The organism is Paracoccus mangrovi, assembly GCF_042648425.1.
Taxonomy (GTDB): Bacteria; Pseudomonadota; Alphaproteobacteria; order Rhodobacterales; family Rhodobacteraceae; genus Paracoccus; species Paracoccus mangrovi.
Genome location: NZ_JBHRXJ010000001.1, coordinates 253,130 through 278,747, shown reverse-complemented (window position 1 = coordinate 278,747; position 25,618 = coordinate 253,130). Strand labels below are relative to the sequence as shown.

Sequence of the window (25,618 nt, the reverse complement as noted above, 5' to 3'; positions counted from 1 at the left end):
TATCTGTATACATTTCAATGCATGCGCGAATCAATCCTGAGGTTGTGGAAAATTAAAATCACAACTTTGGATTGAATAACCGGGATTGATGCGGAAACGCGTTCCGGCGATGCGGTGCCTATTCCGGGGCCGGTGTCGGGTGCCCCAGCTCTTCGGCCAGAAAACGTTCGAAATCGTCCAGATCGACGGGATCGAACTGTCCGAACCCCTGCATCCAGACCGAGGCGCGCCGCAGCCCGTCAGGATCGAGCTTGCACCAGATGATGCGTCCGCGCCGCTCTTGCCGGATCAGCCCGGCCCCGGCCAGAACGGCAAGGTGCTTTGAAATCGCCGCAAGGCTGACCGGAAACGGGGCCGCGACATCGGTGACGGCCATGTCATCCTCAAGCAGCATGGCAAGGATGGCGCGCCGCGTGGGATCGGCGAGCGCGGAAAAGATGGCGTCGAGGCGGGCGGTTTCAGTGGTCATCGGATTTGCTTAACTGGCGGGTTGAATATGAAACGGATGCCAAGCGCATCGCAAGTGCCCGTTTCCGCCCCGCTCGGATCGCAGTCAATACGAATGATTTCAATGTCTTGCGTGACGCGCTGCATTGCTTGACTCATGCGGTTCCAACCCCTATCACCGCGCCAACCGAAGTAACGGGGGTGTGAGCCTTGGCCGAAGAGCCGGATCATGAGGCCGAGCGCGCCCGGGACATCGAACGCCTTCGTGCGCTTGAGGCCCGGCTGGGTGAAAAATCGGCCAAGCCGCAGGTCTCGCGGGGTGAAGAGCATTTCAGTCAGGCCAATATGGCCTGGCGCATGGTGACGGAACTGGTGGCCGGATTGGGCATCGGCTTTCTGATCGGGTTCGGGCTGGACTATCTGACCGGCTGGCGTCCGGTCTTCATGGTGGTTTTTGTGCTGCTGGGCCTGGTGGCCGGCATCAAGACCATGATGCGGACGGCGAATGAAATAGGCAAGAAACCGGGGCATTCCGGCGACGACAAGGGTGAATGACGATGGCAGGGACGGAAGAAGAAGTTGATGGTCTGGTGTTCCACCCGATGGATCAGTTCATCATCAAGCCGCTGTTCGGCCATGGTGAAATCAGCTGGTACACCCCGACCAATGCGACGCTGTGGATGGCGCTCGCCGCGCTGGCGGTGATCGGGCTTCTGGTGTTCGGCACCCGTGGCCGCGCCATCGTGCCGAACCGCCTGCAATCCATCGCCGAGCTGCTTTACGGCATGGTCCGCAAGATGGTCGAGGACATCACCGGCAAAGAGGGGCTGAAATACTTCCCCTATGTGATGACGCTGTTCTGCTTCATCCTGTTCGCCAACTTCCTGGCCCTGCTGCCGAAAAGCTTTTCGCCCACCTCGCATATCGCGGTGACGGCGGTGCTGGCGCTTCTGGTCTTTGTCGGCGTGACGGTGCTGGGCTTCGTCAAGAACGGCACCCATTTCCTGGGCCTGTTCTGGGTCAGCTCGGCGCCGCTGGCGCTGCGCCCGGTTCTGGCCGTGATCGAACTGATCTCGTATTTCGTGCGTCCGGTCAGCCACTCGATCCGACTTGCCGGCAACGTCATGGCCGGTCACGCCGTGATCAAGGTTTTCGCGGCCTTTGCCGCCGTGGCCGCGATCGCGCCGGTTTCGGTGCTGGCCATCGTCGCCATCTACGGGCTTGAGGTGCTTGTCGCACTGATCCAGGCCTATGTGTTCACCATCCTGACCTGCGTCTATCTCAAGGACGCTCTGCACCCGTCGCACTAAGGCGCCGGGATCGCGGATCAGGACAATCGAAAACCCTTTCCAAAAGCCTCAAGGAGCATGAATATGGAAAATCTGGGTCAACTGGGACAGTATCTGGGCGCTGGTCTGGCTTGCATCGGTATGGCGGGCGCCGCCATGGGTGTGGGCAACGTCGCCGGCAACTATCTGGCGGGCGCGCTGCGCAACCCGTCGGCGGCCGCTTCGCAGACCGCCACGCTGTTCATCGGCATGGCCTTCGCGGAAGCTCTGGGGATCTTCTCGTTCCTGGTCGCGCTGCTGCTGCTGTTCGCAGTCTGATCCTTATTGCCATCCTTGCGGTTGGGTGGGGGCGTGATGCGCCCACCCGATTGTGAAACGACCGGCATGGGGTAGGATATGATCAGCCTGTTGCAACAGACCGCAGCCGATGCGGTCCATCAAACCGAAACGCAAGCCGTCGAAGCGGCTGGTCATGGCGCCGAAGCGGCCCATGCCGCGGCGGGTGCAGCCGATCACGCTGCCAGCGCGCCGGGTATGCCGCAGCTGGACTTTTCCACCTTCGGCAACCAGATTTTCTGGCTGCTGGTGGTTCTGGCCGTGATTTATTGGGTCCTGTCGCGCATCGCTTTGCCGCGCATCGGCGGGGTCATCTCGGATCGTCAGGGCGCCATCACCGGCGATCTGATGGCTGCCGAGGAATTCAAGCACAAGGCCAAAGAGGCCGAGGCCGCCTATGACAAGGCACTGGCCGACGCCCGCAGCGAAGCCCAGAAGATCGTCGCCGCCAACAAGGCCGAGATCCAGAAAGAGCTTGATGCCGCCATCGCCCATGCGGATGCGGAAATCGCCGCGCGTGCGGGCGGATCCGAAAAGCGCATCGGCGAGATCCGCGCCTCGGCTGTCGAGGATGCGCGCGCCGTGGCGCGTGACGTGACCGCGACGCTGGTCGAGTCCTTCGGCGGTTCCGCCGATCAGGGTCTGGTCAATGATGCGGTCGATCAGCGACTGAAAGGGGCGATGCAATGAAACGTCTGAGCGTTCTTTTCGCCCTGATGGCGAGCCCGGCCCTTGCGGCTTCGGGTCCGTTCTTCTCGCTGCGCAATACCGACTTTATCGTCACGATGGCCTTCCTGCTCTTTGTGGCGATCCTGGTCTATTACAAGGTGCCGGGCATCATCGGCGGTCTGTTGGACAAGCGCGCCGAGGGCATCCGCAACGATCTGGCCGAGGCCCGCCGCCTGCGCGAAGAAGCGCAGGAGATCTATGCGAGCTATGAGCGCCGTCAGCGCGAGGTCAAAGGCCAGGCCGATGCCATCGTTGCCAACGCCAAGCGCGAAGCCACGGTTGAGGCCGACAAGGCCAAAAAAGCTCTGGCCCAGTCCATCGAGCGCCGCCTGAAGGCTGCCGAGGATCAGATCGCCAGCGCCGAGGCCGATGCCGTGCGTGCCGTGCGCGACCGCGCCATCCAGACCGCCGTCGCCGCCGCGACCGAAATTCTGGGCAAACAGGCCAGCGCCGCCGACCGCAGCGCCGGCATCGACAAGGCGATTGCCGATGTGGCCACGCGCCTGAACTGATCGACCGGACCGGAACGCGAAAGCGCAATTCGGTTCTGCAAGATTGGCCCCCGGTGAGCTTGCTCGCCGGGGGCCTTCACTTTGCGATCTGCGACTGAGCCGCGCGCAGATCGGCGATCACGGCGTGAAAACGCTGTTCTTCTCCGGTCGCGCGAGCCAGAACGATGCCGCCCTGAATGCCGGCGAGGATGCGCTGCGCCTCGGTGCGGGCCTGGGCATCACCATGGCCGGCGCGGCGCAGGCATTGTTCCAGCGCCGTCAGCCAATCGTTGAAATAGGTCTGGATCTCTTGCGCAAAGCTGTCGCGCGTCGCATCCAGTGCAAAGGCCCCGACCAGGCAGATGCGTTGACCGCCGCGGAAATAATCCGACACGGCGCTGAACATGTGGTCAAGGGCGGCATCGGGCGCCATCCCGCGCAGCGGCGCAAAAACATTCTCGTCGAACCAGCGGGCGATATGGTCCAGAACGGCGGTGGCCATCTCTTGCTTGCCGCCGGGAAAGAGGTGGTAAAGGCTGCTTCGTCCCAGCCCGGTGGCCGAGACGATGATCCCGATGCTCGCGCCCTCATAGCCGTGGCGGCGAAACAGCTCGGCCAGCATCGGCGTGATGTCGCTTTTCTCGGCTATCATGCGCGCCATGGCGGTCCCCGGTCATTGCGGATAGGCGGTGCCGCTCAGCCGGTGAAACAGCGCGGCCAGCGCCACCAGCAGCACCGCCCCGGATATAACCGGAAATATGAGAAACAGGAAACCCGGATCGGCGGCAAAGACCACCAGCGGGTCGGCCCCGGCCGGCGGATGCGTCACCCGCAACAGCACCATCAGCGCAATCGCCAGCCCGACCGCCAGCGCCAGCGCCCACCATTGATCCGGCAGCGCCTGTCGCAGGACCAGCCCGGCCAGCGTCGCCACCGCATGCCCGCCGATGACATTGGCCGGCTGCGACAGCGGACTGTTGGGCACGGCAAACAACAGCACGCAGCTGGCGCCAAAGGGCGCCATCAACAGCGGCATTCCCGCCCCTTCGGTCATCAGCCGCAGGCCGGCAATGGCGATCACCCCGCCCAATCCGGCCAAAAGCACAAGGCGCGCCGAGGGTTTCGGCAGGGGTCTTGCGATGAATTTGCGCATAACGAATCCTGTAACGATTGTTCCAATATTGGAATGATCGTTACAGATGGGGGGATGGGTTTGTCAACGTCTTTGCCCGTCCGGTATTCCGCCCGGGCAGAACCCGTTGGGCGCAATGAAAACGGGCCGGCAGTCTGGCTGCCGGCCCGGTCATTTCTGCGCTGATTGCGACGCCCTTAGCGGTTCGGCGTGATCAGGATCTGCACGCGGCGGTTCTGGGCGCGGCCCGCGACCGTGTCATTGCTGGCGACCGGCTGGCTGGCGCCGCGGCCGGCGGTGGTGATGCGGTTCTGCGCCACGCCGCCTGCGGTCAGGATGCCGGCGACCGAACGCGCGCGGCGCTCGGACAGGTCCTGGTTATAGGCGGCCGAGCCGGTGCTGTCGGTATGGCCGACGACCTGGATCGTGCTGTCGGGATATTGCTGGAGGTTGCGCGCGATGGTGTAGAGATCGTTCTGCCCCTGCGCGCCGACGGCGGTGCTGTCGACCGCGAACAGCGTCGATTCCGGCATCGTGACCGACAGATAGCTGCCATGGTTCACGACCTGGATATTGGGGTTGTTCAGCGATTGCTGAAGCGATTTCTGTTGCCGGTCCAGGATGGCGCCGATGCCGCCGCCCAAAGCCGCACCGATCAGCGCGCCGCGTGCCGCATCCCGGCCCTGATCGTTCTTGTCGCTGTCGCGCGTCGCACCCAGGATGCCGCCGATGGCCGCGCCGGCCAGCGCGCCGGTCTGCGTCTTGTTCAGGCCGGTTCCGGTTCCGGTCGGGTTGCCATAGGGGTCGGTCGGTGCACAGGCGCTGACGGCGATCATGCCGACCGAGGCCAGAAGCAGCGGAATACGGGTCTTCATTCTTTCTTTTCCCTTTTTCACACGGGGCGATCCATCATCGCCTGTCCAAAACGATCTGGCCGGGCGTCGTGGCGACACCGACCGCTGGAGCCCAAACACCGCGACAATGCCATGGGTTCCCGCCCAAGGCCACAGCAACCGCCTGAAATCCGGGCGTCCTGCGTCACATTGCAGCGAGGGCGCGCGGCGCGATGCTGGCGCCCTCGCGCATCAGAAGCGCGCGCTTGATCGCCGCCCCCCAGTGATAACCGCCGATGCTGCCATCGATGCGGGTGATGCGGTGGCAGGGCACCGCCCATGACACCGGGTTCTGCCCGACGGCCGTGCCGACCGCGCGCAGCGCCCGGGGCCGGCCGATGATTTCGGCCAGCTTGGCATAGCTGATCACCGCGCCCGGCGGGACCTTGGTCAGCGCGCGCCAGACCAGCAGCTGGAATTCGGTTCCGCTAAGCCGGACGGTGATTTCCCCCTGACCGGTCAGCAGCGCGGTCACGGCCGGGGCAAGGGCCTCGGGGGCCTCGATCAGGCGGGCGCGGGGCCAACGGGCGGCCAGGTCCTGATGGACTTCGGGTTCGGACATCTCACCGGCAAAGCCCAGCCCCCACAAGACGCCGCCCGCGCCCATTGCGATCACGGTGCCGAAGGGGGTGGCAAAGCGGCCATGGCACAACACCACGTAGCCATCTTGTGCCGGTTGCGTGGTGATGACGATGCGCGGGCCGCTGTCGGGTTGGGCCATGGTGAACAGGGTTCGGGTCATGCTTGCCTCATCTGCGGGTTGGCGGATGCCTTTGGGCCAAGCCTAGCGTAAGATCGGCGCAAATCCAGCCTTGGCTTTGCGCGGAGCCTTGGGGCGTCTGGCCGCGCTCGGGGCTTGCGCCTGACGGACAGTCGGGGCATCAGACCGGCATGGTCCGTCAAATCACCAGCCAGAGCGTCCCCCAAAGCGCGCCCAAAAGCGTCCGGCGTGTCGGCCCGGCCTTGCCCTATGGCATGCAGGTGCAAATCTTTTCGCGCCTGCGCGAGGCGAACCCCCAGCCGGTGACCGAGCTGGAATATGTCAACGCCTTCACGCTGCTGGTGGCGGTGGCGCTGTCGGCGCAGGCGACCGATGCGGGGGTGAACAAGGCCACCAAAAACCTGTTTTCCCGCGTGCGGACGCCGCAAGAGATGCTGGATCTGGGCGTCGAGGCGCTGACCGAGGAAATCAGGACCATCGGCCTGTTCCGGCAAAAGGCCAAGAACGTGATCGCCCTGTCGCGCATTCTGGTCGAGGAATATGGCGGCGAGGTGCCGCAGTCGCGCGCCGCGCTGATGACGCTGCCCGGGGTGGGGCGCAAGACCGCGAATGTGGTTTTAAGCTGCGTCTTTCACTTTCCCGCGCAGGCTGTCGACACCCATATCTTTCGCGTCGGCAACCGCACCCGCATCGCGCCCGGCCGCGATGTTGATGCCGTCGAACGCGCGATCGAGGACAACGTCCCCGTCGAATTTCAGCAAAACGCCCATCACTGGCTGATCCTGCACGGCCGCTATGTCTGTCAGGCCAGGCGGCCGCGCTGCCGGATCTGTCCCATCGAAGACCTCTGCCCCTATGAGGAGAAGACCGAATGACCACCCCCTATGTGATCGGCATCGGCAATGCGGTCATGGATGTGATCGCGCCCGCGTCCGATGCCAGCCTGAACCGGCTGGGCATCGAAAAGGGCATCATGCAGCTGATCGACCGTGAACGCTCGGAATTCCTGATGGCGGCGCAATCGGCGGATGCGGATGCGCAGAAGGCGCGGCTGGTGCCGGGGGGATCGGTCGCGAATACCCTTGCAGGCATCGGCGCGCTGGGGCTGAAGACCGCCTTTATCGGCCGTGTGGCCGGCGATCCGCTGGGCCTGTCCTATGCCGAGCAGACCGAGGCGCAGGGCACGGTTTTCGTCAATCCGCCGGTGGCGGGCGAGGTGCTGCCGACCTCGCGCTCGATCATCTTCGTCACGCCGGACGGCGAGCGGTCGATGAATACCTATCTGGGCATCTCGGCCGAGCTGGATGCGGGCGACGTCAATCCCGCCACCTTCAGCGGCGCCGACTGGTTGTTCCTTGAGGGGTATCTTTTCGACAAGGATGCCGGCAAGGCCGCATTCCTGAAGGCGGCGGATGCCTGTCACAAGGCGGGCGGGCAGGCGGGGATCGCGCTGTCAGACCCGTTCTGCGTTGACCGCCACCGCGCCGATTTCCGGCGTCTGGTCGCCGGGCCGATGGATTACGTCATCGGCAATGTCCATGAATGGCAATCGCTTTATCAGGTCGAGGATCTGGAGGAAGCGCTGCGGCTGGCGCGTGCCGATTGCGGGACGGTGATCTGTACGCGCTCGGGCGAGGATGCGATCCTGATCCATGGGGACGAACGCGTGGCCGCGCCGGTCCATCGCGTGGTGCCGGTCGATGCGACCGGGGCGGGCGATCAGTTCGCCGCCGGGTTGATCTATGGGCTGGCCATTGGTGCGCCGCTGGCGGCTGCGGGGCGGATGGGCTGTATCGCGGCGGCCGAGGTGATCGGCCATGTCGGCGCCCGGCCCGAACAGGATGTGCGCGCCCTGTTCCGTGCCGAGGGGCTGATCTGATCGCGCGGGTTGCGCGGTTTTTTGGATATTTGAGTGAAGAAGAAGGGCAGAGGTTCGCGCCTCTGCCCCTTTTCATGCCATGCCGGTTCTTGCCATGCCGGTTTCAGGCGGCTTTCTTGCCGGCGCCGAAGCGACCATAGAAGCTGTCGCCTTTCGCGGCCATGTCGCGCAAAAGCTGCGGCGTGGTGAAGCGCGGGCCGAATTTTGCCGTCAGATCGTCGGCGATCTCGACCGTGCGCGGGGCGCCCAGCATGTCGAGCCAGCTGAACGGGCCACCCGACCAGGGCGCGAAGCCCCAGCCGAGGATGGCGCCGACATCGCCTTCGCGGATGTCCTCGAGCACGCCCTCTTCCAGCGCGCGCACGGCCTCCAGCGACTGGACGAACATCAGCCGGTGCTGGACCTCGGTCAGTTCGGGCTGTGCCTCGGATTGCGGCCATTCGGTCGCAAGGCCGGCCCAAAGATCGCCGCGCTTGCCCTTGTCGTCATAGTCATAGAAGCCGGCATTCGATTTGCGCCCCAGACGGCCCTGATCATACATCCTGAACAGCACCTCATCGACCGCGCCATCGGGATAGGCATTACCCATCGCCGCCTTGGTCGCCTTGGCGATCTTGACGCCCAGATCGATCGAAGTTTCATCGACCAGTTGCAGCGGCCCCAAGGGCATCCCCATCAACTTGGCGGCGTTTTCGATCAGCGTCGGGTTCACGCCTTCGCTGACCAGACGGATGCCTTCGTTGATATAGGGGATGATGCAGCGGTTGGCATAGAAGAAGCGCGCATCATTGACCACGATCGGGGTTTTGCGGATCTGGCGGACGAAATCCAGCGCCTTGGCGACGGCTAGGGGCCCGGTCTCGCGGCCCTTGATGATCTCGACCAGCGCCATCTTGTCCACCGGGCTGAAGAAGTGGATGCCGATGAACTGATCGGGGCGCGCGCTGGCCTTGGCCAGTTCGCTGATCGGCAGGGTCGAGGTGTTGGTGGCAAAGATCGCGTCTTTCGCGATGACGGCTTCGACCTTTTTCGTGACCTCGGCCTTGACGGCGGGGTCCTCGAACACCGCCTCGACGATCAGGTCGCAGCCTGCAAGCGCCGCGTAATCGGTGGTCGGCGTGATGCGGGAAAGCAGCTCGGTCTTTTTATCTTCGGTCGATTTGCCGCGGCTGATCGCCTTGTCCAGCAGGCCGGTCGAATAGGACTTGCCGCGTTCGGCGGCCTCCTGGCTGTTGTCGATCAGCACCACCTCGATCCCGGCCATCGCGCTGACATAGGCGATGCCGGCGCCCATCATGCCGGCGCCGATGATGCCGAGTTTCTTCACGCTCTGATCCGGGGCGTCGGGGCGGTTCGCGCCTTTTTCCAGCGCCTCCTTGTTGATGAAGAGGCTGCGGATCATCGCGGTCGAGCTGGGGTTCAGCAGCACATTGGTAAACCAGCGCGCCTCGATTTTCAGCGCGGTGTCAAAGGGCACCAGCGCGCCCTCATAGACCGCGCTCAGCAGGGCTTTCGCCGCCGGATAGACGCCCATGGTCTTGCCATGCACCATCGCGCTGGCGCCGACAAAGGTCATGAAGCCCGCCGGGTGATAGGGCTCGCCGCCGGGCATCTTGTAGCCCTTGGCGTCCCAGGGTTTCACCAGATCGGCGTCGGTCGCCTTCAGCACCCAGTCGCGGGCCGCCGCCACCGGGTCGGCCACGACCTCGTCGATCAGGCCGGCAGCCTTGGCCTTGGCGGGGTCGGAAAGCTTGCCCTCCAGCAGGAAGGGGGCCGCGCCCATAGCGCCCAGCTTGCGCACCAGCCGTGTGGTGCCGCCCGCGCCGGGGAAGATGCCGACCATGATTTCCGGCAGACCGATCTTGGCCTTGGGGTTCTCGGCGGCAAAGATGCGATGCGTGGACAAGGGCAGTTCCAGCCCGATCCCCAATGCGGTGCCGGGCAGGGCGGTGGCGATGGGCTTGCCGCCTTTCAGGGTCTTGGGGTCCATGCCCGCGCGCTCGATCTTGCGCAAAAGCTGGTGCAGGCCCATCACGCCGTCGAACACGCCCTGCGCGCCGCCCGCCCGCATGCCGGCGATGACGTTCAGATCCATCCCGCCGGCGAAATCCTTCTTGCCCGAGGTGATGACGATGCCCTTCACGGCGTCATCGGCCAGCGCGTCGTCGATCAGCCCGTTCAGCGCCGCCGCGCCATCGAGGCTGAGCACGTTCATCGACTTTCCGGGCACATCCCAGGTGATGATGGCGACGCCCTCGGCGTCCTTTTTCATGGTGAAATCGGTCATTTCGTCTCTCCCTTCGGGGCGAGGTCGCGGGGGGCGGTCCACTCGCTGCCGTCATGATAGGTAATGCGGGTCGCGCCGCCGTCGGTATGCAGCACCATGTCCACGTCGGAATAGGTCACCGTTTCGCAGTCAGCCTTGCTGCCGACCACGAGAAAGCTTGCCGGCGCGGCCGAGCGGTTGACAAAGCGGTGCCCGTTGGGTTCGCCCGCCCGCCATGCCGCGCAATCGCCGGGGTGCATGGGCGTTTCGCCGCCATCCTCGACAAGGATCAGATCGCCGCTCAGCACCATGGCGAATTCATCCTCGCGCAGATGCCAGTGGCGCAGGCTGGCAACCGCACCGGGTTGCAGCGTGATGATATTGACGCCGAACTGCGTCAGGCCGGCGGCCTGTCCCAGCCGCAATCCCGAACGCCCGGCCATCTGACTGGCATAGGGTTCGGGATAGAGCGAGCCGGTCTTGACCGGCGCGGTGTCCAGATCGATCTTGGGCATCACACGCGCTCGATGATGGTGGCCGCGCCCATGCCGGATGCGATGCACAGCGTGGCCAGCCCCACGTTCTTGTCCTGACGCTCCAGCTCATCCAGCAGGGTGCCGATGATGATGGCGCCGGTCGCGCCCAAGGGGTGGCCAAGCGCGATCGAGCCGCCATTGACGTTGACCAGCGCCGGATCGACCTGAAACGCCTGCATGAAGCGCAGAACGACCGAGGCGAAAGCCTCGTTCACCTCGAACAGGTCGATGTCGGAAATCGACATGCCGCTATCCTTCAGGATCTTTTCGGTGACGGGCACCGGGCCGGTCAGCATGATCGTCGGATCGGTGCCGATCTTGGCGGTGGCGCGGATGCGGGCGCGGGGCTTCAGTCCGTAAGCCTTGCCGAATTCGGCATTCCCGATCAGCACGGCGCCGGCGCCGTCCACGATGCCCGACGAGTTCCCGGCATGGTGGATATGCTCGATATGGGACAGATGCGGGTATTTCAGCATCGCCACCTTGTCGAAACCGGGCATCATCTCGCCCATTTCCTTGAAGCTGGCTTTCAGCTTGCCCAGATCCTCGACCGTGGTGCCGGGGCGCATGTATTCGTCGCGATCAAGGATGATCAGCCCGTTCTGGTCGCGAACCGGCACGATGGATTTGGCAAAGCGGTTCTCGGCCCATGCGACGCCGGCGCGGCGCTGGGATTCGACGGCCAGCGCATCGGCCTGTTCGCGGGTAAAGCCGTATTCGGTGGCGATGATGTCGGCCGAAATGCCCTGCGGGACGAAATAGGTCTGGAAGGTCAGGCTGGGATCGACGGCGATGGCGGCGCCGTCGCTGCCCATGGCCACGCGGCCCATCATTTCGACGCCCCCGGCGATATAGGCCTGACCGGCGCCACCCTTGACCTGGTTGGCGGCCAGGTTCACGGCCTCCATGCCGCTGGCGCAGAAACGGTTGATGGCAAGGCCGGGGATCGACTCGTCCAGATCCGATTCCAGCACCGCCGAGCGGGCAAGACAGCCGCCCTGTTCCTTGACCTGGGTGACATTGCCCCAGATCACGTCCTCGACCGCGTGGCCTTCAAGGCCGTTGCGTTCCTTGACGGCGTTCAAGAGCCGCGCCGACAGCGCGACCGATGTGACCTCGTGCAGGCTGCCATCGGGGCGGCCCTTGCCGCGCGGGGTGCGGGCGGCGTCATAGATATAGGCTTCGGTCATGCGTCCTCCTTCGTTGCCCGGTCCGAAGGGTTGCCGGGCATCAGATCATAGGGATGTTTCCAGCCGGGCAGGGCGGCGATGCCGTCCAGCCAACGGTCGATATGGGGCCACTCGGCGCGGTCGAAACCGAAGGGCTCGGGGTAATAAAGATAACCGCAGCAGGCAAAATCGGCGATGCTGGGGGTCGTGCCGGCCACCCAGTCGCGGCGGCTCAGATGATCGTCGAGCACCTTATAGGCGGCGCGCAGGCGCCCCATAAGGTAATCTATCGCCGCCTGCGGACGTTTCGGGGCCGGCACGAAATTCATCAGAAAGCGCGCCGGCCCGGCCTGGGCAGAAAGCTTGTGATTGTCGAACATCAGCCAGCGCAGGGTTTCGTTCCGATCCTGCCCCCAAAAGCGCCCTGTGCGGTCGGCGATATGCATCTGGATCACCGCCGACTGGCTCAGCGTCAGATCGTCTTCGCGAAAGACCGGCACCTCGCCCATTTCATTGAGGGCGCGAAATTCGGGGCTGCGGGTTTCGCCATGAAAAAAATCGACATGGACGGGCCGCCAGTCATAGCCGGCCAGTTCCATCGTCAGCGCCGCCTTATAGGCATTGCCGCTTTCACCAAAGCACCAGAGCTGTGCTGTCATCGCGTCCTCCTGCCTGCCAACCGGGGGCTGCGCGCCCCCGGACCCCCCGGGATATTTTTCTGAAGAAGAAAGAGGTTCGTTAACGCTTGCGCAACCTTTCACGAGTTACTTTGACGCCACGGCACAGGCTGGGAAGCCGATGACCGTTGAAGGAGAAAGCCCCGCGTCATGCCGCTGATGCCGATGGCCGCGTATGAGGCGGGGCCGCCCCTTCTTCTTCATTCAAATATCCCCGCCGGAGGCATCCGGCCGTGCCGGCGGGGTTCCGGTTTCAGAATCGCGCGGCGTCCAGCGCCATGACCGGCTCGGCGCCGGAGCGGATCCGGGCCAGATGGGCCGCCGTCGCCGGCAACTGGCGCGCCATATAGTAGCGGCCCGTGATCAGCTTGGTCTCGTAAAACGCTGCGTCCTCGGTGCCCTGAGCCAGCGCCTTGCGGGCTGCGGCCGCCATGCGCAGCCACATCAGACCCAGCGCGACCTGCCCAAAGAGATGCATGAAATCATACGAGCCGGCGAGCGCCGCGTTCGGGTTCTTCATGCCCTGTTCCATAAAGAACATGGCCGCAGCTTGCAGATCCTTGGACGCGGCCTTCAGCGGTTCGCAGAAGCCGGTCTTCAGAACCTGGTCGCCCTCATGTTCCCTGATCCCGGCCTTGACCATCTCGAAAAAGGCCATGATCGGCTTGCCGCCTTCGGCCGCGAGTTTGCGGCCCACGAGGTCCAGCGCCTGCACGCCATTGGCGCCCTCGTAGATCATGGTAATCCGGGCATCGCGCACGAATTGCGACATGCCCTGTTCCTCGATATAGCCGTGGCCGCCAAAGACCTGCTGGGCCTGCACCGCCGATTCAAAGCCCTTGTCGGTCAGAAAGCCCTTGATCACCGGGGTCATCAGCGAAATCAGCCCGTCCGCATCCTTGTCCTCGGCCAGATGCGTGCGGTCGATCAGATTGGCGCCCCAGAAGGCCAGCGCCCGCGCGCCCTCCAGAAAGCTTTTCTGATCCATCAGGTTGCGGCGGATATCGGGATGCACGATCAGCGGATCGGCCGGCCCCTTGGGATTGGCGTCACCGGTGACCGCGCGGCCTTGCAGGCGTTCGCGGGCATAGGCGACGGCGTTCTGATAGGCGTGTTCGGCCACCGCATAGCCTTGCAGGCCGACGCCGATCCGGGCCTCGTTCATCATGGTGAACATGGCGCGCATGCCCTTGTGCAGGTCGCCCAAGAGCCAGCCTTTGGCGCCATCATAGTTCATCACGCAGGTGGCATTGCCGTGAATGCCCATCTTTTCCTCAAGATTGCCGACGCTGACGGCGTTGCGCGCGCCAAGGCTGCCATCCTCGTTGACCAGAAATTTCGGCACGATGAAGAGCGAGATCCCCTTGGTGCCCTCGCCGCCGCCGGGGGCCTTGGCCAGCACCAGATGGATGACGTTTTCCGACATGTCGTGATCGCCGGCCGAGATGAAGATCTTTTGCCCGGTGATCAGATAGCTGCCATCGTCCTGGGGTTCGGCCTTGGTGCGCAGGATGCCCAGATCGGTGCCGGAATGCGGCTCGGTCAGGTTCATGGTGCCGGTCCATTCACAGGTCACCATCCTGGGCAGGTACATCGCCTTTTGCGCGTCCGAGCCATGGGCATGGATCGCCGAATAGGCGCCATGGGTCAGGCCCTGATACATGGTGAAGGCCATGTTCGAGGCCGAAAACATCTCGCCCGCCGCGATGCCGACCACATAGGGCATGCCCTGGCCGCCATATTCGGGATCGCAATCCAGCGCCGTCCAGCCGCCGTCGCGCATCTGCTCGAAGGCCGCGTGAAAGCCGGTCGGCGTCCGCACGACACCGTTTTCCAGCCTGCATCCCTCGCGGTCGCCGACGGCGTTCAGCGGCGCCAGCACCTCGGTCGCAAGCTTGCCTGCGGCGTCCAGAATGGCGCCGGTGAATTCGGGGTCCAGCTCGTCATAGCCCGGAAGATCCTGCGCAGAGATCTTCAACACGTCATGCAGGACGAACTGCATGTCACGGATGGGCGCGGCATAGATGGTCATTGTTCCTCCCAACGGATAATGATGCTCAGATGTTGGTTTTCAGCTTTTTCAGCTGGGCTTCGCCGTCGGTGATCTGGGCACGCAACTCGGCGATGGCCGCCCCCAGTTCCGCATATTGGCGCTCCATGTCGGCCAGCCGTTCGCGCGCGGTCGACAGCGTGGCTTCGGTCTGGGTCACATTGCGTTCGGCGGGGTCGTAAAGTTCCAGCAATTGCCGGATCTGTTCCAGCGAAAAGCCAAAGCGCTTGCCGCGCAAGATCAGCTTCAGCCGCGCCCGGTCGGATCGGCCGTAAAGGCGATGCTGGCCCCGGCGCTGCGGGAACAAAAGCTCGCGGGTTTCGTAAAATCGCAGCGTGCGCGGGGTGACGTCGAAGGCGTCGCACATCTGGCGAATGGTCATCACTTCGGCGCTCATGGCCGATCCCCCTTCTCCAACCACGGTTTCCTGCCATGTAATATAGGTAAGGTTGACGTTCGCGTCAGCCGCGACGTCGCGTCAGAGCACGACAAGGGGTGAAATCCCCTTGGGTAACAGTGCCTTATCGGGGCGAATTATTTTTTCTGCGCGTCCTCGGGCAGCCGGTCCAGGATCTGGGCGATCTCGTCGCGCAGCTGGCGCAGATCGGCGATCGAGGTTTCCAGCTCGTCGCGCTGTTGGGCCAGCACCTCAAGCTGGCGGTCGGCCAGCCTGATCCAGACGCGGGACTGTTCCTGCGTGCCCTTTTCGCCATAGATCAGCAGCCATTGCCGGATATCCTCAAGCGAAAAGCCAAAGCGCCGGCCGCGCAGGATCAACTTCATCCGCGCCACCTCGCGCGCGCCGTAAAAGCGTGACCGGCCTTCGCGATGGGGGCTGAGCAGTTCGATATACTCGTAATATCGCAGCGTTCGCGGCGTCACGTCAAAGCGTGCGCACATATCCTTGAAACTGATGAGTTCGCTGTCGGGCATCGAAAATCCCTGTGCTCGGAGGCGCTTCCGCAGCAAGCCTAGCGCGCGCAAGGTGCAAACTCAACCACAGCGGTCGGGCTTGCCTGACGGGGGCGGGCTGCTACCATCCGCGGGACAAGGATACAAAGGCGAAAGACATCCCCCATGACAGGGCAGGACCCAGATCAGCCCCCCGGACTGACCGAGCGCGAACAGCGCAAGCGCATCGCGCGCCAGTTCATCGAAGCGATCCCCCATGCCAAGGCGCTTGGCATGGTGCTGGACGATATCGGTCCCGAAGGGGCCGCCATCTCATTGCCGTGGCATCCCGATCTGGTCGGCGATCCGCGCAGCGGGGTGATCCATGGCGGCGTGGTTTCGGCGCTCATGGATACATGCAGCGGTGCGGCGGTGATGGCGCACCCGACCGGGCCGCGTTCGACCGCGACCATCGATCTGCGCATCGACTATATGCGCGGGGCCACGCCCGGTCAGATGATTCGGGCCCGGGCCGAATGCTATCACGTCACCCGGTCGGTCGCCTTTGTGCGGGCCTGGGCGATGGATGACGACGCGACCCGCCCCGTGGCCTCGGCCAGCGGCGCCTTTACGATCGAGCGCTGAGATGGCTGACCGCAACGAACCCCTGGCCGCGATCAAGTCGCGGCGTGACAAGACTCTGACCGCGCTGGTCGCGGGTGTGCCCTATATCCGCTGGCTGGGCATCCAGTTCGACCGCCGCGGGGATGAGCTGACGGCGGTGCTGCCTTTCGATCACAAGCTGATCGGCAATCCGCTGTTGCCGGCCATCCATGGCGGGGTGACGGCCGCGTTTCTTGAGGTGACGGCCATTGTCGAACTGGCCTGGACCGCATTGTGGGAGGATATGGAACAGGGCCGCATCGCCCCCGATGCCGCCGTGCCCGAAAGCCTGCCGCGCCTGCCCAAGACCATCGACTTTACCGTGGATTACCTGCGCTCGGGCCTGCCGCGCGATGCCTATGCGCGGGCGCGGGTGGTGCGTTCGGGGCGGCGCTATGCCAGCGTCCAGGTCGAGGCATGGCAGGATAATCGCAGCCGGCTTTTCGCGCAGGCGACCGGGCATTTCCTGATGCCGCAGGACGGCTAGGCCGCATGACCGGCACCAGCCTCGCCACCGGCGCGGACCGACCGGGGCGCGAGATCTCCAACCGCCGCGTGCTGGCGATCGCGCTGCCCATCGTGCTGTCCAATGCGACGATTCCGATCCTTGGCGCGGTCGATACCGGCGTCGTCGGCCAGCTGGGGCAGGCCGCGCCCATCGGCGCGGTGGGGATCGGTGCCATCGTCCTGGCCTCGGTCTACTGGATTTTCGGGTTTCTGCGCATGGGCACCTCGGGGCTGGTGGCCCAGGCCCATGGCGCGGGCGACGAGGTCGAGGCCGGCGGCCATCTGTTGCGGGCGCTGGGGATCGGGCTGGCGGCGGGGCTGGCGCTGATCCTGTTGCAGGTGCCGGTCTTTGGTGGCGCCTTTCGGCTGGCCCCCGCCTCGGCCGAGGTCGAGACGCTGGCCCGGCAATATCTGGGGATCCGCATCTGGGGCGCGCCGGCGACCATCGCGCTTTACGCCGTCACCGGCTGGCTGATCGCCATCGAGCGGACGCGCGCGGTCCTGGTGCTGCAACTGGTGATGAACGGGCTGAATGTGGGTCTGGACATCTGGTTCGTGCTGGGACTGGGCTGGGGGGTGCAGGGGGTCGCGCTGGCCACGCTGATCGCGGAATGGTCGGGGCTGGCGCTTGGCCTGTGGTTCGCGCGCCATGCGCTGCGCGGTGCCTGGGGGCAGGCGGGGCTTTGGGCGCGTGACCGCATCGATCAGCTGGCGCGCGTGAATGGCGATATCATGATCCGCTCGGTTCTGTTGCAGGGCGCGTTCACCAGCTTCATGTTTCTGGGCGCCGGACAGGGTGACGTGACGCTTGCCGCCAATCAGGTGCTGCTGCAATTTCTGGAAATCGTCGCCTATGGGCTGGACGGTTTCGCCTTTGCCGCGGAATCGCTGGTCGGGCAGGCCATCGGTGCGCGGCGTCCCGACCGGCTGGCGCGGGCGGCGCGGCTGACCTCGCAATGGGGTGTTGCGGGGGCGGCGCTGCTCGGGGGTGTCTTCTGGCTGGCCGGGCCGGCGATCATCGATCTTTTGACCACATCGCCCGAGGTGCGCGAGATGGCGCGGCATTATCTGCCATGGCTGATCGTCGCGCCGCTGATCGGGATCGCCTCATGGATGCTGGACGGCATCTTTATCGGTGCCACCCGCACGCGCGAGATGCGCAACGCCATGCTGGTATCGGTGGCCGTCTATGCCGTGCTGGTCTCGGTCCTGCCGATGGTCATGGGCAATCATGGGCTTTGGGCGGCGCTGATGGGGCTGAACGCGCTGCGCGGATTGACCATGTGGCGGCTTTATCCGCGTGTGGCGGCGGCGGCCCGGCCCGCGGCGCGCGCATAGCGGCGGCACAGGGCAAAACGCCCCGAGCGGGTCGGGGCGTTTTCTGTCACGGTCCGGGGGCGGGCGCTGTCCCGCGCGCCCCGGATGCCGGGCCTAGATTTCGTCGTCGATCTGGTTGCGGGCGACGGCGCGCAGTTCGACCATCTTGGCGCGGATCGTCGCCTCGTCGGCCTTGCCCGCCAGATCGGCGGCCAGCTTGCGATAGACATCCTCATCGCCCGGTTCCTCGAAATCCGAGGTGAGCACCGTCATCGCATAGGCGCGGGCATCGTCGCCCGTCTTGCCCAGAAGCGCGGCCGCCCATTCGCCCAGAAGACGGTTGCGCCGTGCCTCTGCCTTGAAGTTCAGTTCGGCGTCATAGGCGAATTTCGCCTCTTGCGCGCGCTCGCGGTCGTCAAAAGTGGTCATGGCGGCCTCCGGCTTGGGGTTGTCCCTTGATCATATTGAAGGATATGGCCGGCCAGGCGCCGCATCGCAAGCCTGTATCGCAGAATTGGTTTTCGCGATCTTAAGGCCGCCCCGCATCCGGCGCCGCTTTGGCCCGATCGCGGATTTGCCCGGCCTTGCCTTGGGAAGGCGCGCGCCCCGTATTGCCCCTGACCCCGTTTCTGGCCTATAGCCGCATAGAGACCGGCACCTTGCACATGGGAGACGCGCGGCATGGCACCACGGCGCAAGAAAATCTACGAAGGCAAGGCCAAGATCCTTTACGAAGGCACCGAGCCGGGCACCCTGATCCAGTATTTCAAGGATGATGCCACCGCCTTCAACGCCCAGAAAAAGGCGACAATCGAGGGCAAGGGCGTCCTGAACAATCGCCTGTCCGAGTTCTTCATGACCGGGCTGACCAATATCGGTGTGCCGAACCACTTTATCCGTCGCATCAACATGCGCGAACAGCTGGTGCGTCAGGTCGAGATCATCCCGCTGGAAGTGATCGTCAGGAATTTCGCCGCCGGCTCGATTGCCAAGCGTCTGGGCATGGAAGAGGGCACCCCCCTGCCGCGTCCCATCGTCGAATACAGCTTCAAGAACGACGAGCTGGGCGATCCCTTCGTGTCCGAGGAATATATCATCGCCTTCGGCTGGGCCAGCCAGCAGGATCTGGACGATATCGTGTCGCTTGCGCTGCGGGTGAACGATTTCCTGTCGGGCGTGTTCTTTGGCGCCGGCATCAAGCTGATCGATTTCAAGATCGAGGTGGGCCGGATCTGGGACGGCGATTTCATGCGCCTTGTCGTGGCCGATGAGATCAGCCCCGACAGCTGCCGGCTGTGGGACGTGAAAACCGGGCAGAAGCTCGACAAGGACGTGTTCCGCCGCGATCTGGGCAATCTGACCGACGCCTATACCGAGGTCGCGCGCCGGCTGGGCCTGATGCCCGCCAATACGACCAATCTGACCAAACCGACGCTGATCAACTGAAAGGCCCGCCGATGAAAGCCCCGCTCAAGGCTCGTGTCACCATCATGCTGAAGGATGGCGTTCTGGACCCGCAGGGCGAGGCGATCCGCCATGCGCTTGGCGGTCTGGGGTTCCAGGGCGTCGATGCGGTGCGTCAGGGCAAGGTGATCGAGCTGGATCTGACCTCGACCGATGCTGTGGCCGCGAAAGCCGAGGTCGCGCGCATGTGCGAGGGGCTGCTGGCCAATACCGTGATCGAGAAATACGCCGTCGAGATCGTCTGATCTGTCGGACCGGGGGCTTTGCGCCCCCGGACCCCCGCAGGATATTTGGGCATGAAAGACGACGGCAGGGGGTCCGATGATCGATCGGCTGTCGATGTTCATGGTTCTTGCGCGTGAGGAGCATTTCGGCCGCGCGGCCGAGGTGCTGGGGATCACGCAGCCGAGTCTTTCATCCGCGATCAAGGCGCTGGAGGAGCAGCTGGGCGTTCAGCTTGTGCGGCGCGGATCGCGCTATCAGGGGCTGACCCCCGAGGGGGAGCGGGTTCTGGACTGGGCGCGGCGCATCGTTGGCGATGCGCGCGCCATGCAGGCCGAGATGGCCGCCAGCCGCAAGGGGGTTTCGGGTCTGTTGCGTTTGGGGGTGATCCCCACCGCCATGCCCCGCATTGCCGAGCTGACCGGACCGTTTTTGCGCCGCCATCCCAATGCCGGCGTGTCGATCCTGTCGCGCAGCTCGGACGAGATCCGCGACCAGATCGAGGCGCTGGAGCTGGATGCCGGGGTGACATATCTGGACAGCGAGCCTTTGGGCCGGGTGCAGAGCCGGCCGCTTTACCGTGAAACCTATTGCCTTGTGTCGCGCGATGCCGAGACTGGGCCGGTCGGATGGACCGAGGCGGCGGGGCGGCCGCTTTGCCTTTTGACGCCGGATATGCAGAACCGCCGCATCGTCACCCGTCACCTGCTGGAGGCGGGGGCGGATGCGATGCCGCGGGTCGAGTCGACCTCGATGCTGGCGATTTTGTCGCATGTGGCGACGGGCGACTGGGCGGCGATCCTGCCCCAATCTCTGGCGCAGGGCTTGCCTTTGCCGCATGGGGTGGGCGCGCGGCGGCTTGCCGGGGCGGGCCATATGGTCGGGCTGGTCACCGCGCGGCGCGAGCCGCATCCGCCGCTGGTCGAGGCGCTGTTGAAGGCGACGGATTCGATTGACGTTTTCAATCAATAGACGAGAGATCGCGATTGTTATGGCTATCGTCGGGGCCTAGTCTGGTTGCACATTGCAATGAGCCAGGACCTGCCCAGCCATGACCAAAGCGGCCTCTTCCGCTGATCTGTCCGAACGCCTTGGGGCGATCATCGCCGCGCATCGTGACCGCGAGGGGCCGCTTTTGCCGATCCTGCACGATATTCAGGCCGAATGGGGGTTCATTCCCGACGAGGCCGAGCCGGTGATCGCCGCCGCGCTGGGGCTGACGCGGGCGGAAATTCATGGCGTCGTCAGCTTTTATCACGATTTCCGCGAAAAGCCGGCGGGGCGGCATGTGCTTCGCCTGTGCCGGGCCGAGGCCTGTCAGTCGATGGGGGCGGACGCGCTGGCCGATCAGGTGCGCGCGGCGCTGGGCATCGATTTTCACGAAACCACGCGGGATGGGCGACTGACGCTTGAGCCGGTGTTTTGTCTGGGGCTTTGCGCCTGTGCGCCCTCGGCGCAGATGGGCGCGCGGCTGCTGGGCCGCGCCGATCTTGCCAAGGTGCAGCGGCTGGTGGCGGAGGCGGGGGCATGAGGATCTGGGTTCCGCTGGACGCCGCCGCGAAGGCGATGGGGGCCGATGAGGTGGCCGGCGCGTTGGCCCGGGCGCTGCCCGATGCGCGGATCACCCGCAATGGCACGCGCGGCATGATCTGGCTAGAGCCCCTGGTCGAGGTCGAGCGTGACGGCGTGCGTTACGGCTATGGCCCGGTTGCGCCCGAGGATGCGACTTCGGTCGCCGAGGCGATCCGGTCGGGGGGGGCGCATCCGCTTTCGCTGGGTCCGGTCGAGGATCTGCCCTGGATGCGGGGGCAGATGCGGCTGACCTTTGCGCGTGTGGGGGTGATCGATCCGCTTTCCATTGCGGAATACGAGGCGCAGGGCGGGCTTGCGGGCCTGCGCCGCGCCATTGCGGCGGGGCCGGGGGCGACCGTTGACGAGATCACGGCCTCGGGCCTGCGCGGGCGCGGGGGCGCGGGGTTCCCGACCGGCATCAAGTGGAAGACGGTCGCCGGCGCCAAGGCCGCGCAGAAATACATCATCTGCAATGCCGATGAGGGCGACAGCGGCAGTTTCGCCGACCGCATGCTGATCGAGGGCGATCCGCTGGTCCTGATCGAGGGCATGGCGATCGCGGGCATCGCCGTGGGCGCCACCCGGGGCTATGTCTATATCCGCAGCGAATATCCCGACGCGATCCGCCAGATGCAGGCGGCGATTGCCGTGGCGCGGCAGGCGGGGATGCTGGGGGCGTCGGTGCTTGGGTCCGGCCACGCCTATGACATGGAGGTACGCGTCGGTGCCGGCGCCTATGTCTGTGGCGAGGAAACCAGTCTTCTGAACAGCCTCGAGGGGCGGCGCGGCACGGTGCGCGCCAAGCCCCCGATCCCGGCGCTCGAAGGGTTTCTGGGCCGTCCGACGGTGGTCAATAACGTGATCTCGCTGGCCTCGGTGCCGTGGATCATGGCGCAAGGTGCCGCGGAATATGCGGCGCTTGGGATCGGGCGGTCCAAGGGGACGATCCCGATCCAGATCGCCGGCAATGTCCGCCATGGCGGCCTTTACGAGGCGGCGTTCGGCATGAGCCTTGACCAGATCGTCAACGAGATCGGCGGCGGCACGGCCAGCGGCCGCCCGGTCAAGGCGGTGCAGGTCGGCGGCCCCCTGGGCGCCTATATCCCGCCCGGCGATTTCGACGTGCCCTTCGGCTATGAGGAGCTGGCGGGGCGCGAGGGGCTTTTGGGTCACGCCGGCATCACCGTCTTTGACGACAGCGCCGACATGATGAAACTGGCGCGCTTTGCGATGGAATTCTGCGCTGTGGAAAGCTGCGGGAAATGCACGCCCTGCCGCATCGGCTCGATCCGGGGCGTCGAGACCATCGACCGCATCGCCGCGGGTGATGCCGACGCGATCCCGATCCTGACCGATCTGTGCAATACGATGAAATGGGGCTCGCTCTGCGCGCTGGGGGGATTTGCGCCTTTCCCGGTGATGTCGGCGCTGACCCATTTCCCCGATGATTTCAGCGGGCGCGGGCTGCCCCGTCAGGAGGCTGCGGAATGAAGGATTTCATCATCCCGGATCGCGACATGGGCACGCCGGCGGTCAAATCCGGCACCACCGTCAACCTGACCGTGGACGGCATCAAGGTGCGCGTCCCCGCCGGCACCAGCGTGATGCGCGCCGCAGCCGAGGCCGGGATCAGCGTGCCAAAGCTTTGCGCCACCGATCATGTCAGCGCCTTCGGCTCGTGCCGGCTATGCGTGGTCCAGATCGACGGGATGCGCGGCACGCCCGCATCCTGCACGACGCCCGTGGCCGAGGGCATGGTCGTCCATACCCAGACCGACGACATTGCCCGCATCCGCAAGGGCGTGATGGAGCTTTATATCAGCGACCATCCGCTGGACTGCCTGACCTGCGCTGCCAATGGCGATTGCGAATTGCAGGATATGGCGGGCGCGGTGGGCCTGCGCGAGGTGCGCTTTGACCCCGGCGCCAACCATTTCAACGCGCGCGAGGCGGGCGCGCCGAACCCCGAATACCGGCCCAAGGATCAGTCGAACCCCTATTTCACCTTTGATCCGGCAAAATGCATCGTCTGTTCGCGCTGTGTGCGCGCCTGCGAAGAGGTGCAGGGCACCTTCGCGCTGACCATCGAGGGACGGGGCTTTGACAGCCGCGTCTCGGCGGGGATGGCGGGGGACGATTTCCTCAGCTCGGATTGCGTCAGCTGCGGGGCCTGCGTGCAGGTCTGTCCGACCGCGACGCTGATCGAGAACAAGGTGATCGAAATCGGCACGCCCGAGCATATCGTGAAAACCACCTGCGCCTATTGCGGGGTCGGCTGTTCCTTTGACGCCCATATGCGGGGCGAAGAGGTCGTGCGCATGGTCCCCTCGCGCGATGGCCGCGCCAATCGCGGCCATAGCTGCGTCAAGGGCCGTTTCGCATGGGGTTACGCCACCCATCAGGACCGCCAGACCCAGCCGATGATCCGCGAAAACATCAGCGATCCGTGGCGCGTGGTCGGCTGGGACGAGGCGCTGGATTTCGCCGCGACCCGGTTGCGGCGGGCGCAGGCCGATCACGGCGTCGATGCGATCGGGGTCATCACCTCGTCGCGCTGTACCAATGAGGAAACCTATCTGGTCCAGAAACTGGCCCGGGCGGTCTTTGGCAACAACAACACCGATACCTGTGCGCGGGTCTGTCATTCGCCGACCGGATACGGGTTGAAAACCGCCTTCGGCACCTCGGCCGGGACGCATGATTTCGATTCTGTGGACGAGACCGATCTGGCGCTGGTGATCGGCGCCAACCCGACCGACGGCCACCCGGTCTTTGCCAGCCGGTTGCGTCGGCGGTTGCGCCAGGGGGCGGGGCTGATCGTCCTCGACCCGCGCGAGATCGACCTTCTGTCGACCCCGCATATGGGCGAGGGGCTGCATCTGCCTCTGCGGCCCGGCACCAATGTCGCCGTGCTGACCGCGATGGCCCATGTCATTGTCGCCGAAAGGCTTTATGACGAGGTCTTTATCCGCGCCCGCTGTGACTGGGACGAATTCATGGCCTATGCCGAATTCGTGCTGGACCCGCGCCACAGCCCCGAAGAGGTCGAAAAGACCGCGCGCGTTCCGGCCGGGCTGATCGCCCGCGCCGCCCGCGCCTATGCCGCCGCGCCGCGCGCCAGCATCTATTACGGGCTGGGCGTGACCGAACATTCGCAGGGCTCGACCACGGTCATGGCCATCGCCAACCTTGCGATGATGTGCGGCAATATCGGCGTGCCCGGCACCGGCGTGAATCCCCTGCGCGGCCAGAACAACGTTCAGGGTTCCTGTGATATGGGCTCGTTCCCGCATGAATATCCGGGTTACCGCCATGTCTCGGACGCCGCCACGCGCGAGATTTACGAACGCGTCTGGGGGGTGCCCTTGCGGTCCGAGCCGGGCCTGCGCATTCCCAACATGTTCGACGCGGCGCTGGCCGGTCATTTCCGCGGGCTTTACTGTCAGGGCGAGGATATCGTCCAGTCCGATCCCGACACCCGGCATGTGACCTCGGCGCTTGCGGCGATGGATATCGTCATCGTTCACGACCTGTTTCTGAACGAGACCTCGAACTATGCGCATGTGTTCCTGCCCGGTTCGTCATTTCTGGAAAAGGACGGCACCTTCACCAATGCCGAGCGCCGCATCAATATGGTGCGCCGCGCCATGACCCCCAGAAACGGCCATGAGGACTGGCAGGTCACCCAGATGCTGGCGAACCGGCTGGGCGCGAACTGGTCCTATGGGCATCCGTCGGAAATCATGGAGGAAATCGCCCTGACCACGCCCAGCTTCTCGGGCGTGAGTTATGACCTTCTGGAACGCGAGGGCTCGGTGCAATGGCCCTGCAATGCCGATGCGCCGCTGGGCACGCCTTTGATGCATGTCGATGGTTTCGTGCGCGGCAAGGGGCGGTTCATCCATACCGAATATATCGCCACCGATGAACGCACCGGCCCGCGTTTCCCGCTTTTGCTGACCACGGGGCGGATTTTGTCGCAATACAATGTCGGCGCCCAGACCCGGCGCACCGCCAATGAGGTCTGGCATTCCGAGGATCTGTTGGAGATCCACCCCTCGGACGCGGAAAACCGGGGGGTGCGGGATGGCGACTGGGTGCGGCTTGCCTCGCGCGCGGGGGAAACCACGCTTCGGGCGGTGCTGACGGAACGGGTGGCGCCGGGTGTGGTCTATACGACCTTTCATCACCCGACGACTCAGGCCAATGTGGTGACCACGGAAAATTCCGACTGGGCCACGAATTGCCCCGAATTCAAGGTGACGGCCGTACAGGTCAGCCCCTCGAACGGCCCATCGGAATGGCAAGAGGAGTATCGCAGCCATTCGCAAGCCGCACGCCGTATCCTGCCCGCCGCCGAGTGACGG

The 25,618-nt window shown here is 64.8% G+C and carries 29 protein-coding genes; 16 read left to right on the top strand and 13 right to left on the bottom strand.

Going from position 1 to position 25,618, the window contains the following annotated elements; all coding sequences use genetic code 11:
- Positions 1 to 118: 118 nt before the first annotated feature.
- Positions 119 to 469 (bottom strand): ArsR/SmtB family transcription factor, encoded by a 351-nt coding sequence (locus ACFOMH_RS01355; RefSeq protein WP_374424680.1) that lies wholly within the window; start codon positions 467 to 469, stop codon positions 119 to 121.
- Between the two features lie 188 nt (positions 470 to 657).
- Between ACFOMH_RS01355 and ACFOMH_RS01350 the strand changes: the two genes are divergently transcribed.
- From ACFOMH_RS01350 to ACFOMH_RS01330, 5 genes are all read left to right on the top strand, one after another.
- A complete protein-coding gene (locus tag ACFOMH_RS01350; protein WP_374424682.1) occupies positions 658 to 1,002 on the top strand; it encodes an AtpZ/AtpI family protein in 345 nt (114 codons plus the stop codon).
- Complete coding sequence (locus ACFOMH_RS01345; RefSeq protein WP_377742126.1) at positions 999 to 1,757, top strand: F0F1 ATP synthase subunit A; 759 nt, start codon at positions 999 to 1,001, stop codon at positions 1,755 to 1,757. Before ACFOMH_RS01350 ends, ACFOMH_RS01345 begins: the two co-directional genes overlap by 4 nt.
- A gap of 63 nt (positions 1,758 to 1,820) precedes the next feature.
- Positions 1,821 to 2,054 carry a F0F1 ATP synthase subunit C gene (locus tag ACFOMH_RS01340; RefSeq protein ID WP_114348568.1) on the top strand — a complete coding sequence of 78 codons (234 nt, stop codon included), beginning with the start codon at positions 1,821 to 1,823 and terminating at the stop codon, positions 2,052 to 2,054.
- 78 nt (positions 2,055 to 2,132) lie between these two features.
- Positions 2,133 to 2,762, top strand: a complete 630-nt coding sequence (locus ACFOMH_RS01335; RefSeq protein WP_377742124.1) for a F0F1 ATP synthase subunit B' — start codon at positions 2,133 to 2,135, stop codon at positions 2,760 to 2,762.
- Positions 2,759 to 3,313, top strand: a complete 555-nt coding sequence (locus ACFOMH_RS01330; protein ID WP_377742122.1) for a F0F1 ATP synthase subunit B — start codon at positions 2,759 to 2,761, stop codon at positions 3,311 to 3,313. The genes ACFOMH_RS01335 and ACFOMH_RS01330 overlap by 4 nt, the downstream gene beginning before the upstream one ends.
- A gap of 76 nt (positions 3,314 to 3,389) precedes the next feature.
- Here ACFOMH_RS01330 and ACFOMH_RS01325 read toward each other — a convergent pair whose 3' ends face one another.
- From ACFOMH_RS01325 to ACFOMH_RS01310, 4 genes are all read right to left on the bottom strand, one after another.
- Positions 3,390 to 3,953: a TetR/AcrR family transcriptional regulator gene (locus ACFOMH_RS01325; protein ID WP_374424689.1), complete on the bottom strand. Its 564-nt coding sequence runs from the start codon at positions 3,951 to 3,953 to the stop codon at positions 3,390 to 3,392.
- 12 nt (positions 3,954 to 3,965) lie between these two features.
- On the bottom strand, positions 3,966 to 4,445 hold the full coding sequence (locus ACFOMH_RS01320; RefSeq protein WP_377742120.1) for an HPP family protein: 480 nt from the start codon (positions 4,443 to 4,445) through the stop codon (positions 3,966 to 3,968).
- Between the two features lie 176 nt (positions 4,446 to 4,621).
- Positions 4,622 to 5,299 (bottom strand): OmpA family protein, encoded by a 678-nt coding sequence (locus tag ACFOMH_RS01315; RefSeq protein ID WP_377742118.1) that lies wholly within the window; start codon positions 5,297 to 5,299, stop codon positions 4,622 to 4,624.
- A 163-nt stretch (positions 5,300 to 5,462) separates the two neighbouring features.
- Positions 5,463 to 6,059, bottom strand: coding sequence for a methylated-DNA--[protein]-cysteine S-methyltransferase (locus tag ACFOMH_RS01310; RefSeq protein WP_377742117.1), 597 nt, complete (start codon positions 6,057 to 6,059; stop codon positions 5,463 to 5,465).
- A 233-nt stretch (positions 6,060 to 6,292) separates the two neighbouring features.
- Between ACFOMH_RS01310 and nth the strand changes: the two genes are divergently transcribed.
- Together nth and ACFOMH_RS01300 are read left to right on the top strand one after the other, a co-directional pair.
- Entirely contained in the window at positions 6,293 to 6,913 is a 621-nt protein-coding gene (gene nth / locus ACFOMH_RS01305) for an endonuclease III (protein WP_377742372.1), read from the top strand.
- Positions 6,910 to 7,917: an adenosine kinase gene (locus ACFOMH_RS01300; protein ID WP_377742115.1), complete on the top strand. Its 1,008-nt coding sequence runs from the start codon at positions 6,910 to 6,912 to the stop codon at positions 7,915 to 7,917. The genes nth and ACFOMH_RS01300 overlap by 4 nt, the downstream gene beginning before the upstream one ends.
- Positions 7,918 to 8,020: 103 nt before the next feature.
- On the opposite strand, the gene ACFOMH_RS01295 is transcribed toward ACFOMH_RS01300, so the two are convergent.
- The 7 genes from ACFOMH_RS01295 to ACFOMH_RS01265 all read right to left on the bottom strand — a co-directional run bounded on the left by ACFOMH_RS01295 (position 8,021) and on the right by ACFOMH_RS01265 (position 15,548).
- Positions 8,021 to 10,204 carry a 3-hydroxyacyl-CoA dehydrogenase NAD-binding domain-containing protein gene (locus tag ACFOMH_RS01295; RefSeq protein ID WP_377742113.1) on the bottom strand — a complete coding sequence of 728 codons (2,184 nt, stop codon included), beginning with the start codon at positions 10,202 to 10,204 and terminating at the stop codon, positions 8,021 to 8,023.
- Entirely contained in the window at positions 10,201 to 10,698 is a 498-nt protein-coding gene (locus tag ACFOMH_RS01290; RefSeq protein WP_377742112.1) for a cupin domain-containing protein, read from the bottom strand. Before ACFOMH_RS01290 ends, ACFOMH_RS01295 begins: the two co-directional genes overlap by 4 nt.
- On the bottom strand, positions 10,698 to 11,909 hold the full coding sequence (locus tag ACFOMH_RS01285) for an acetyl-CoA C-acetyltransferase (RefSeq protein ID WP_377742110.1): 1,212 nt from the start codon (positions 11,907 to 11,909) through the stop codon (positions 10,698 to 10,700). The genes ACFOMH_RS01290 and ACFOMH_RS01285 overlap by 1 nt, the downstream gene beginning before the upstream one ends.
- Positions 11,906 to 12,547: a glutathione S-transferase family protein gene (locus ACFOMH_RS01280; RefSeq protein ID WP_377742108.1), complete on the bottom strand. Its 642-nt coding sequence runs from the start codon at positions 12,545 to 12,547 to the stop codon at positions 11,906 to 11,908. The genes ACFOMH_RS01285 and ACFOMH_RS01280 overlap by 4 nt, the downstream gene beginning before the upstream one ends.
- 271 nt (positions 12,548 to 12,818) lie before the next feature.
- On the bottom strand, positions 12,819 to 14,597 hold the full coding sequence (locus ACFOMH_RS01275; protein ID WP_377742106.1) for an acyl-CoA dehydrogenase C-terminal domain-containing protein: 1,779 nt from the start codon (positions 14,595 to 14,597) through the stop codon (positions 12,819 to 12,821).
- Positions 14,598 to 14,622: 25 nt separating this feature from the next.
- The gene (locus tag ACFOMH_RS01270; protein WP_374424705.1) at positions 14,623 to 15,012 is read right to left on the bottom strand and encodes a MerR family transcriptional regulator; all 390 of its coding nucleotides are present in this window, start codon (positions 15,010 to 15,012) and stop codon (positions 14,623 to 14,625) included.
- A gap of 137 nt (positions 15,013 to 15,149) precedes the next feature.
- The gene (locus ACFOMH_RS01265; protein WP_377742104.1) at positions 15,150 to 15,548 is read right to left on the bottom strand and encodes a MerR family transcriptional regulator; all 399 of its coding nucleotides are present in this window, start codon (positions 15,546 to 15,548) and stop codon (positions 15,150 to 15,152) included.
- Positions 15,549 to 15,692: 144 nt separating this feature from the next.
- Between ACFOMH_RS01265 and ACFOMH_RS01260 the strand changes: the two genes are divergently transcribed.
- Genes ACFOMH_RS01260 through ACFOMH_RS01250 form a run of 3 tightly spaced genes read left to right on the top strand, consistent with a single transcriptional unit; the run spans position 15,693 to position 18,014 of the window.
- Entirely contained in the window at positions 15,693 to 16,151 is a 459-nt protein-coding gene (locus ACFOMH_RS01260; RefSeq protein WP_377742102.1) for a PaaI family thioesterase, read from the top strand.
- A 1-nt stretch (position 16,152) separates the two neighbouring features.
- Positions 16,153 to 16,656 carry a PaaI family thioesterase gene (locus ACFOMH_RS01255; RefSeq protein ID WP_374424711.1) on the top strand — a complete coding sequence of 168 codons (504 nt, stop codon included), beginning with the start codon at positions 16,153 to 16,155 and terminating at the stop codon, positions 16,654 to 16,656.
- Positions 16,657 to 16,661: 5 nt separating this feature from the next.
- Positions 16,662 to 18,014, top strand: a complete 1,353-nt coding sequence (locus ACFOMH_RS01250; RefSeq protein WP_377742100.1) for an MATE family efflux transporter — start codon at positions 16,662 to 16,664, stop codon at positions 18,012 to 18,014.
- Between the two features lie 93 nt (positions 18,015 to 18,107).
- Here the strand turns inward: ACFOMH_RS01250 and ACFOMH_RS01245 are convergent, their stop codons facing one another.
- Complete coding sequence (locus tag ACFOMH_RS01245) at positions 18,108 to 18,422, bottom strand: DUF1476 domain-containing protein (protein ID WP_374424714.1); 315 nt, start codon at positions 18,420 to 18,422, stop codon at positions 18,108 to 18,110.
- Between the two features lie 252 nt (positions 18,423 to 18,674).
- Here ACFOMH_RS01245 and purC point away from each other — a divergent pair, with 252 nt between their 5' ends.
- From purC to fdhF, 6 genes are all read left to right on the top strand, one after another.
- Positions 18,675 to 19,439 carry a phosphoribosylaminoimidazolesuccinocarboxamide synthase gene (gene purC, locus ACFOMH_RS01240; RefSeq protein WP_374424716.1) on the top strand — a complete coding sequence of 255 codons (765 nt, stop codon included), beginning with the start codon at positions 18,675 to 18,677 and terminating at the stop codon, positions 19,437 to 19,439.
- An 11-nt stretch (positions 19,440 to 19,450) separates the two neighbouring features.
- The gene (purS, locus tag ACFOMH_RS01235) at positions 19,451 to 19,702 is read left to right on the top strand and encodes a phosphoribosylformylglycinamidine synthase subunit PurS (protein WP_377742098.1); all 252 of its coding nucleotides are present in this window, start codon (positions 19,451 to 19,453) and stop codon (positions 19,700 to 19,702) included.
- Between the two features lie 76 nt (positions 19,703 to 19,778).
- Complete coding sequence (locus tag ACFOMH_RS01230) at positions 19,779 to 20,651, top strand: LysR family transcriptional regulator (protein WP_377742097.1); 873 nt, start codon at positions 19,779 to 19,781, stop codon at positions 20,649 to 20,651.
- Between the two features lie 79 nt (positions 20,652 to 20,730).
- Positions 20,731 to 21,210, top strand: a complete 480-nt coding sequence (locus ACFOMH_RS01225) for a formate dehydrogenase subunit gamma (RefSeq protein ID WP_377742095.1) — start codon at positions 20,731 to 20,733, stop codon at positions 21,208 to 21,210.
- On the top strand, positions 21,207 to 22,742 hold the full coding sequence (locus ACFOMH_RS01220) for a formate dehydrogenase beta subunit (protein ID WP_377742093.1): 1,536 nt from the start codon (positions 21,207 to 21,209) through the stop codon (positions 22,740 to 22,742). The genes ACFOMH_RS01225 and ACFOMH_RS01220 overlap by 4 nt, the downstream gene beginning before the upstream one ends.
- Positions 22,739 to 25,615 (top strand): formate dehydrogenase subunit alpha, encoded by a 2,877-nt coding sequence (gene fdhF, locus ACFOMH_RS01215; protein WP_377742091.1) that lies wholly within the window; start codon positions 22,739 to 22,741, stop codon positions 25,613 to 25,615. The genes ACFOMH_RS01220 and fdhF overlap by 4 nt, the downstream gene beginning before the upstream one ends.
- The last annotated feature ends 3 nt before the right edge of the window (positions 25,616 to 25,618 follow it).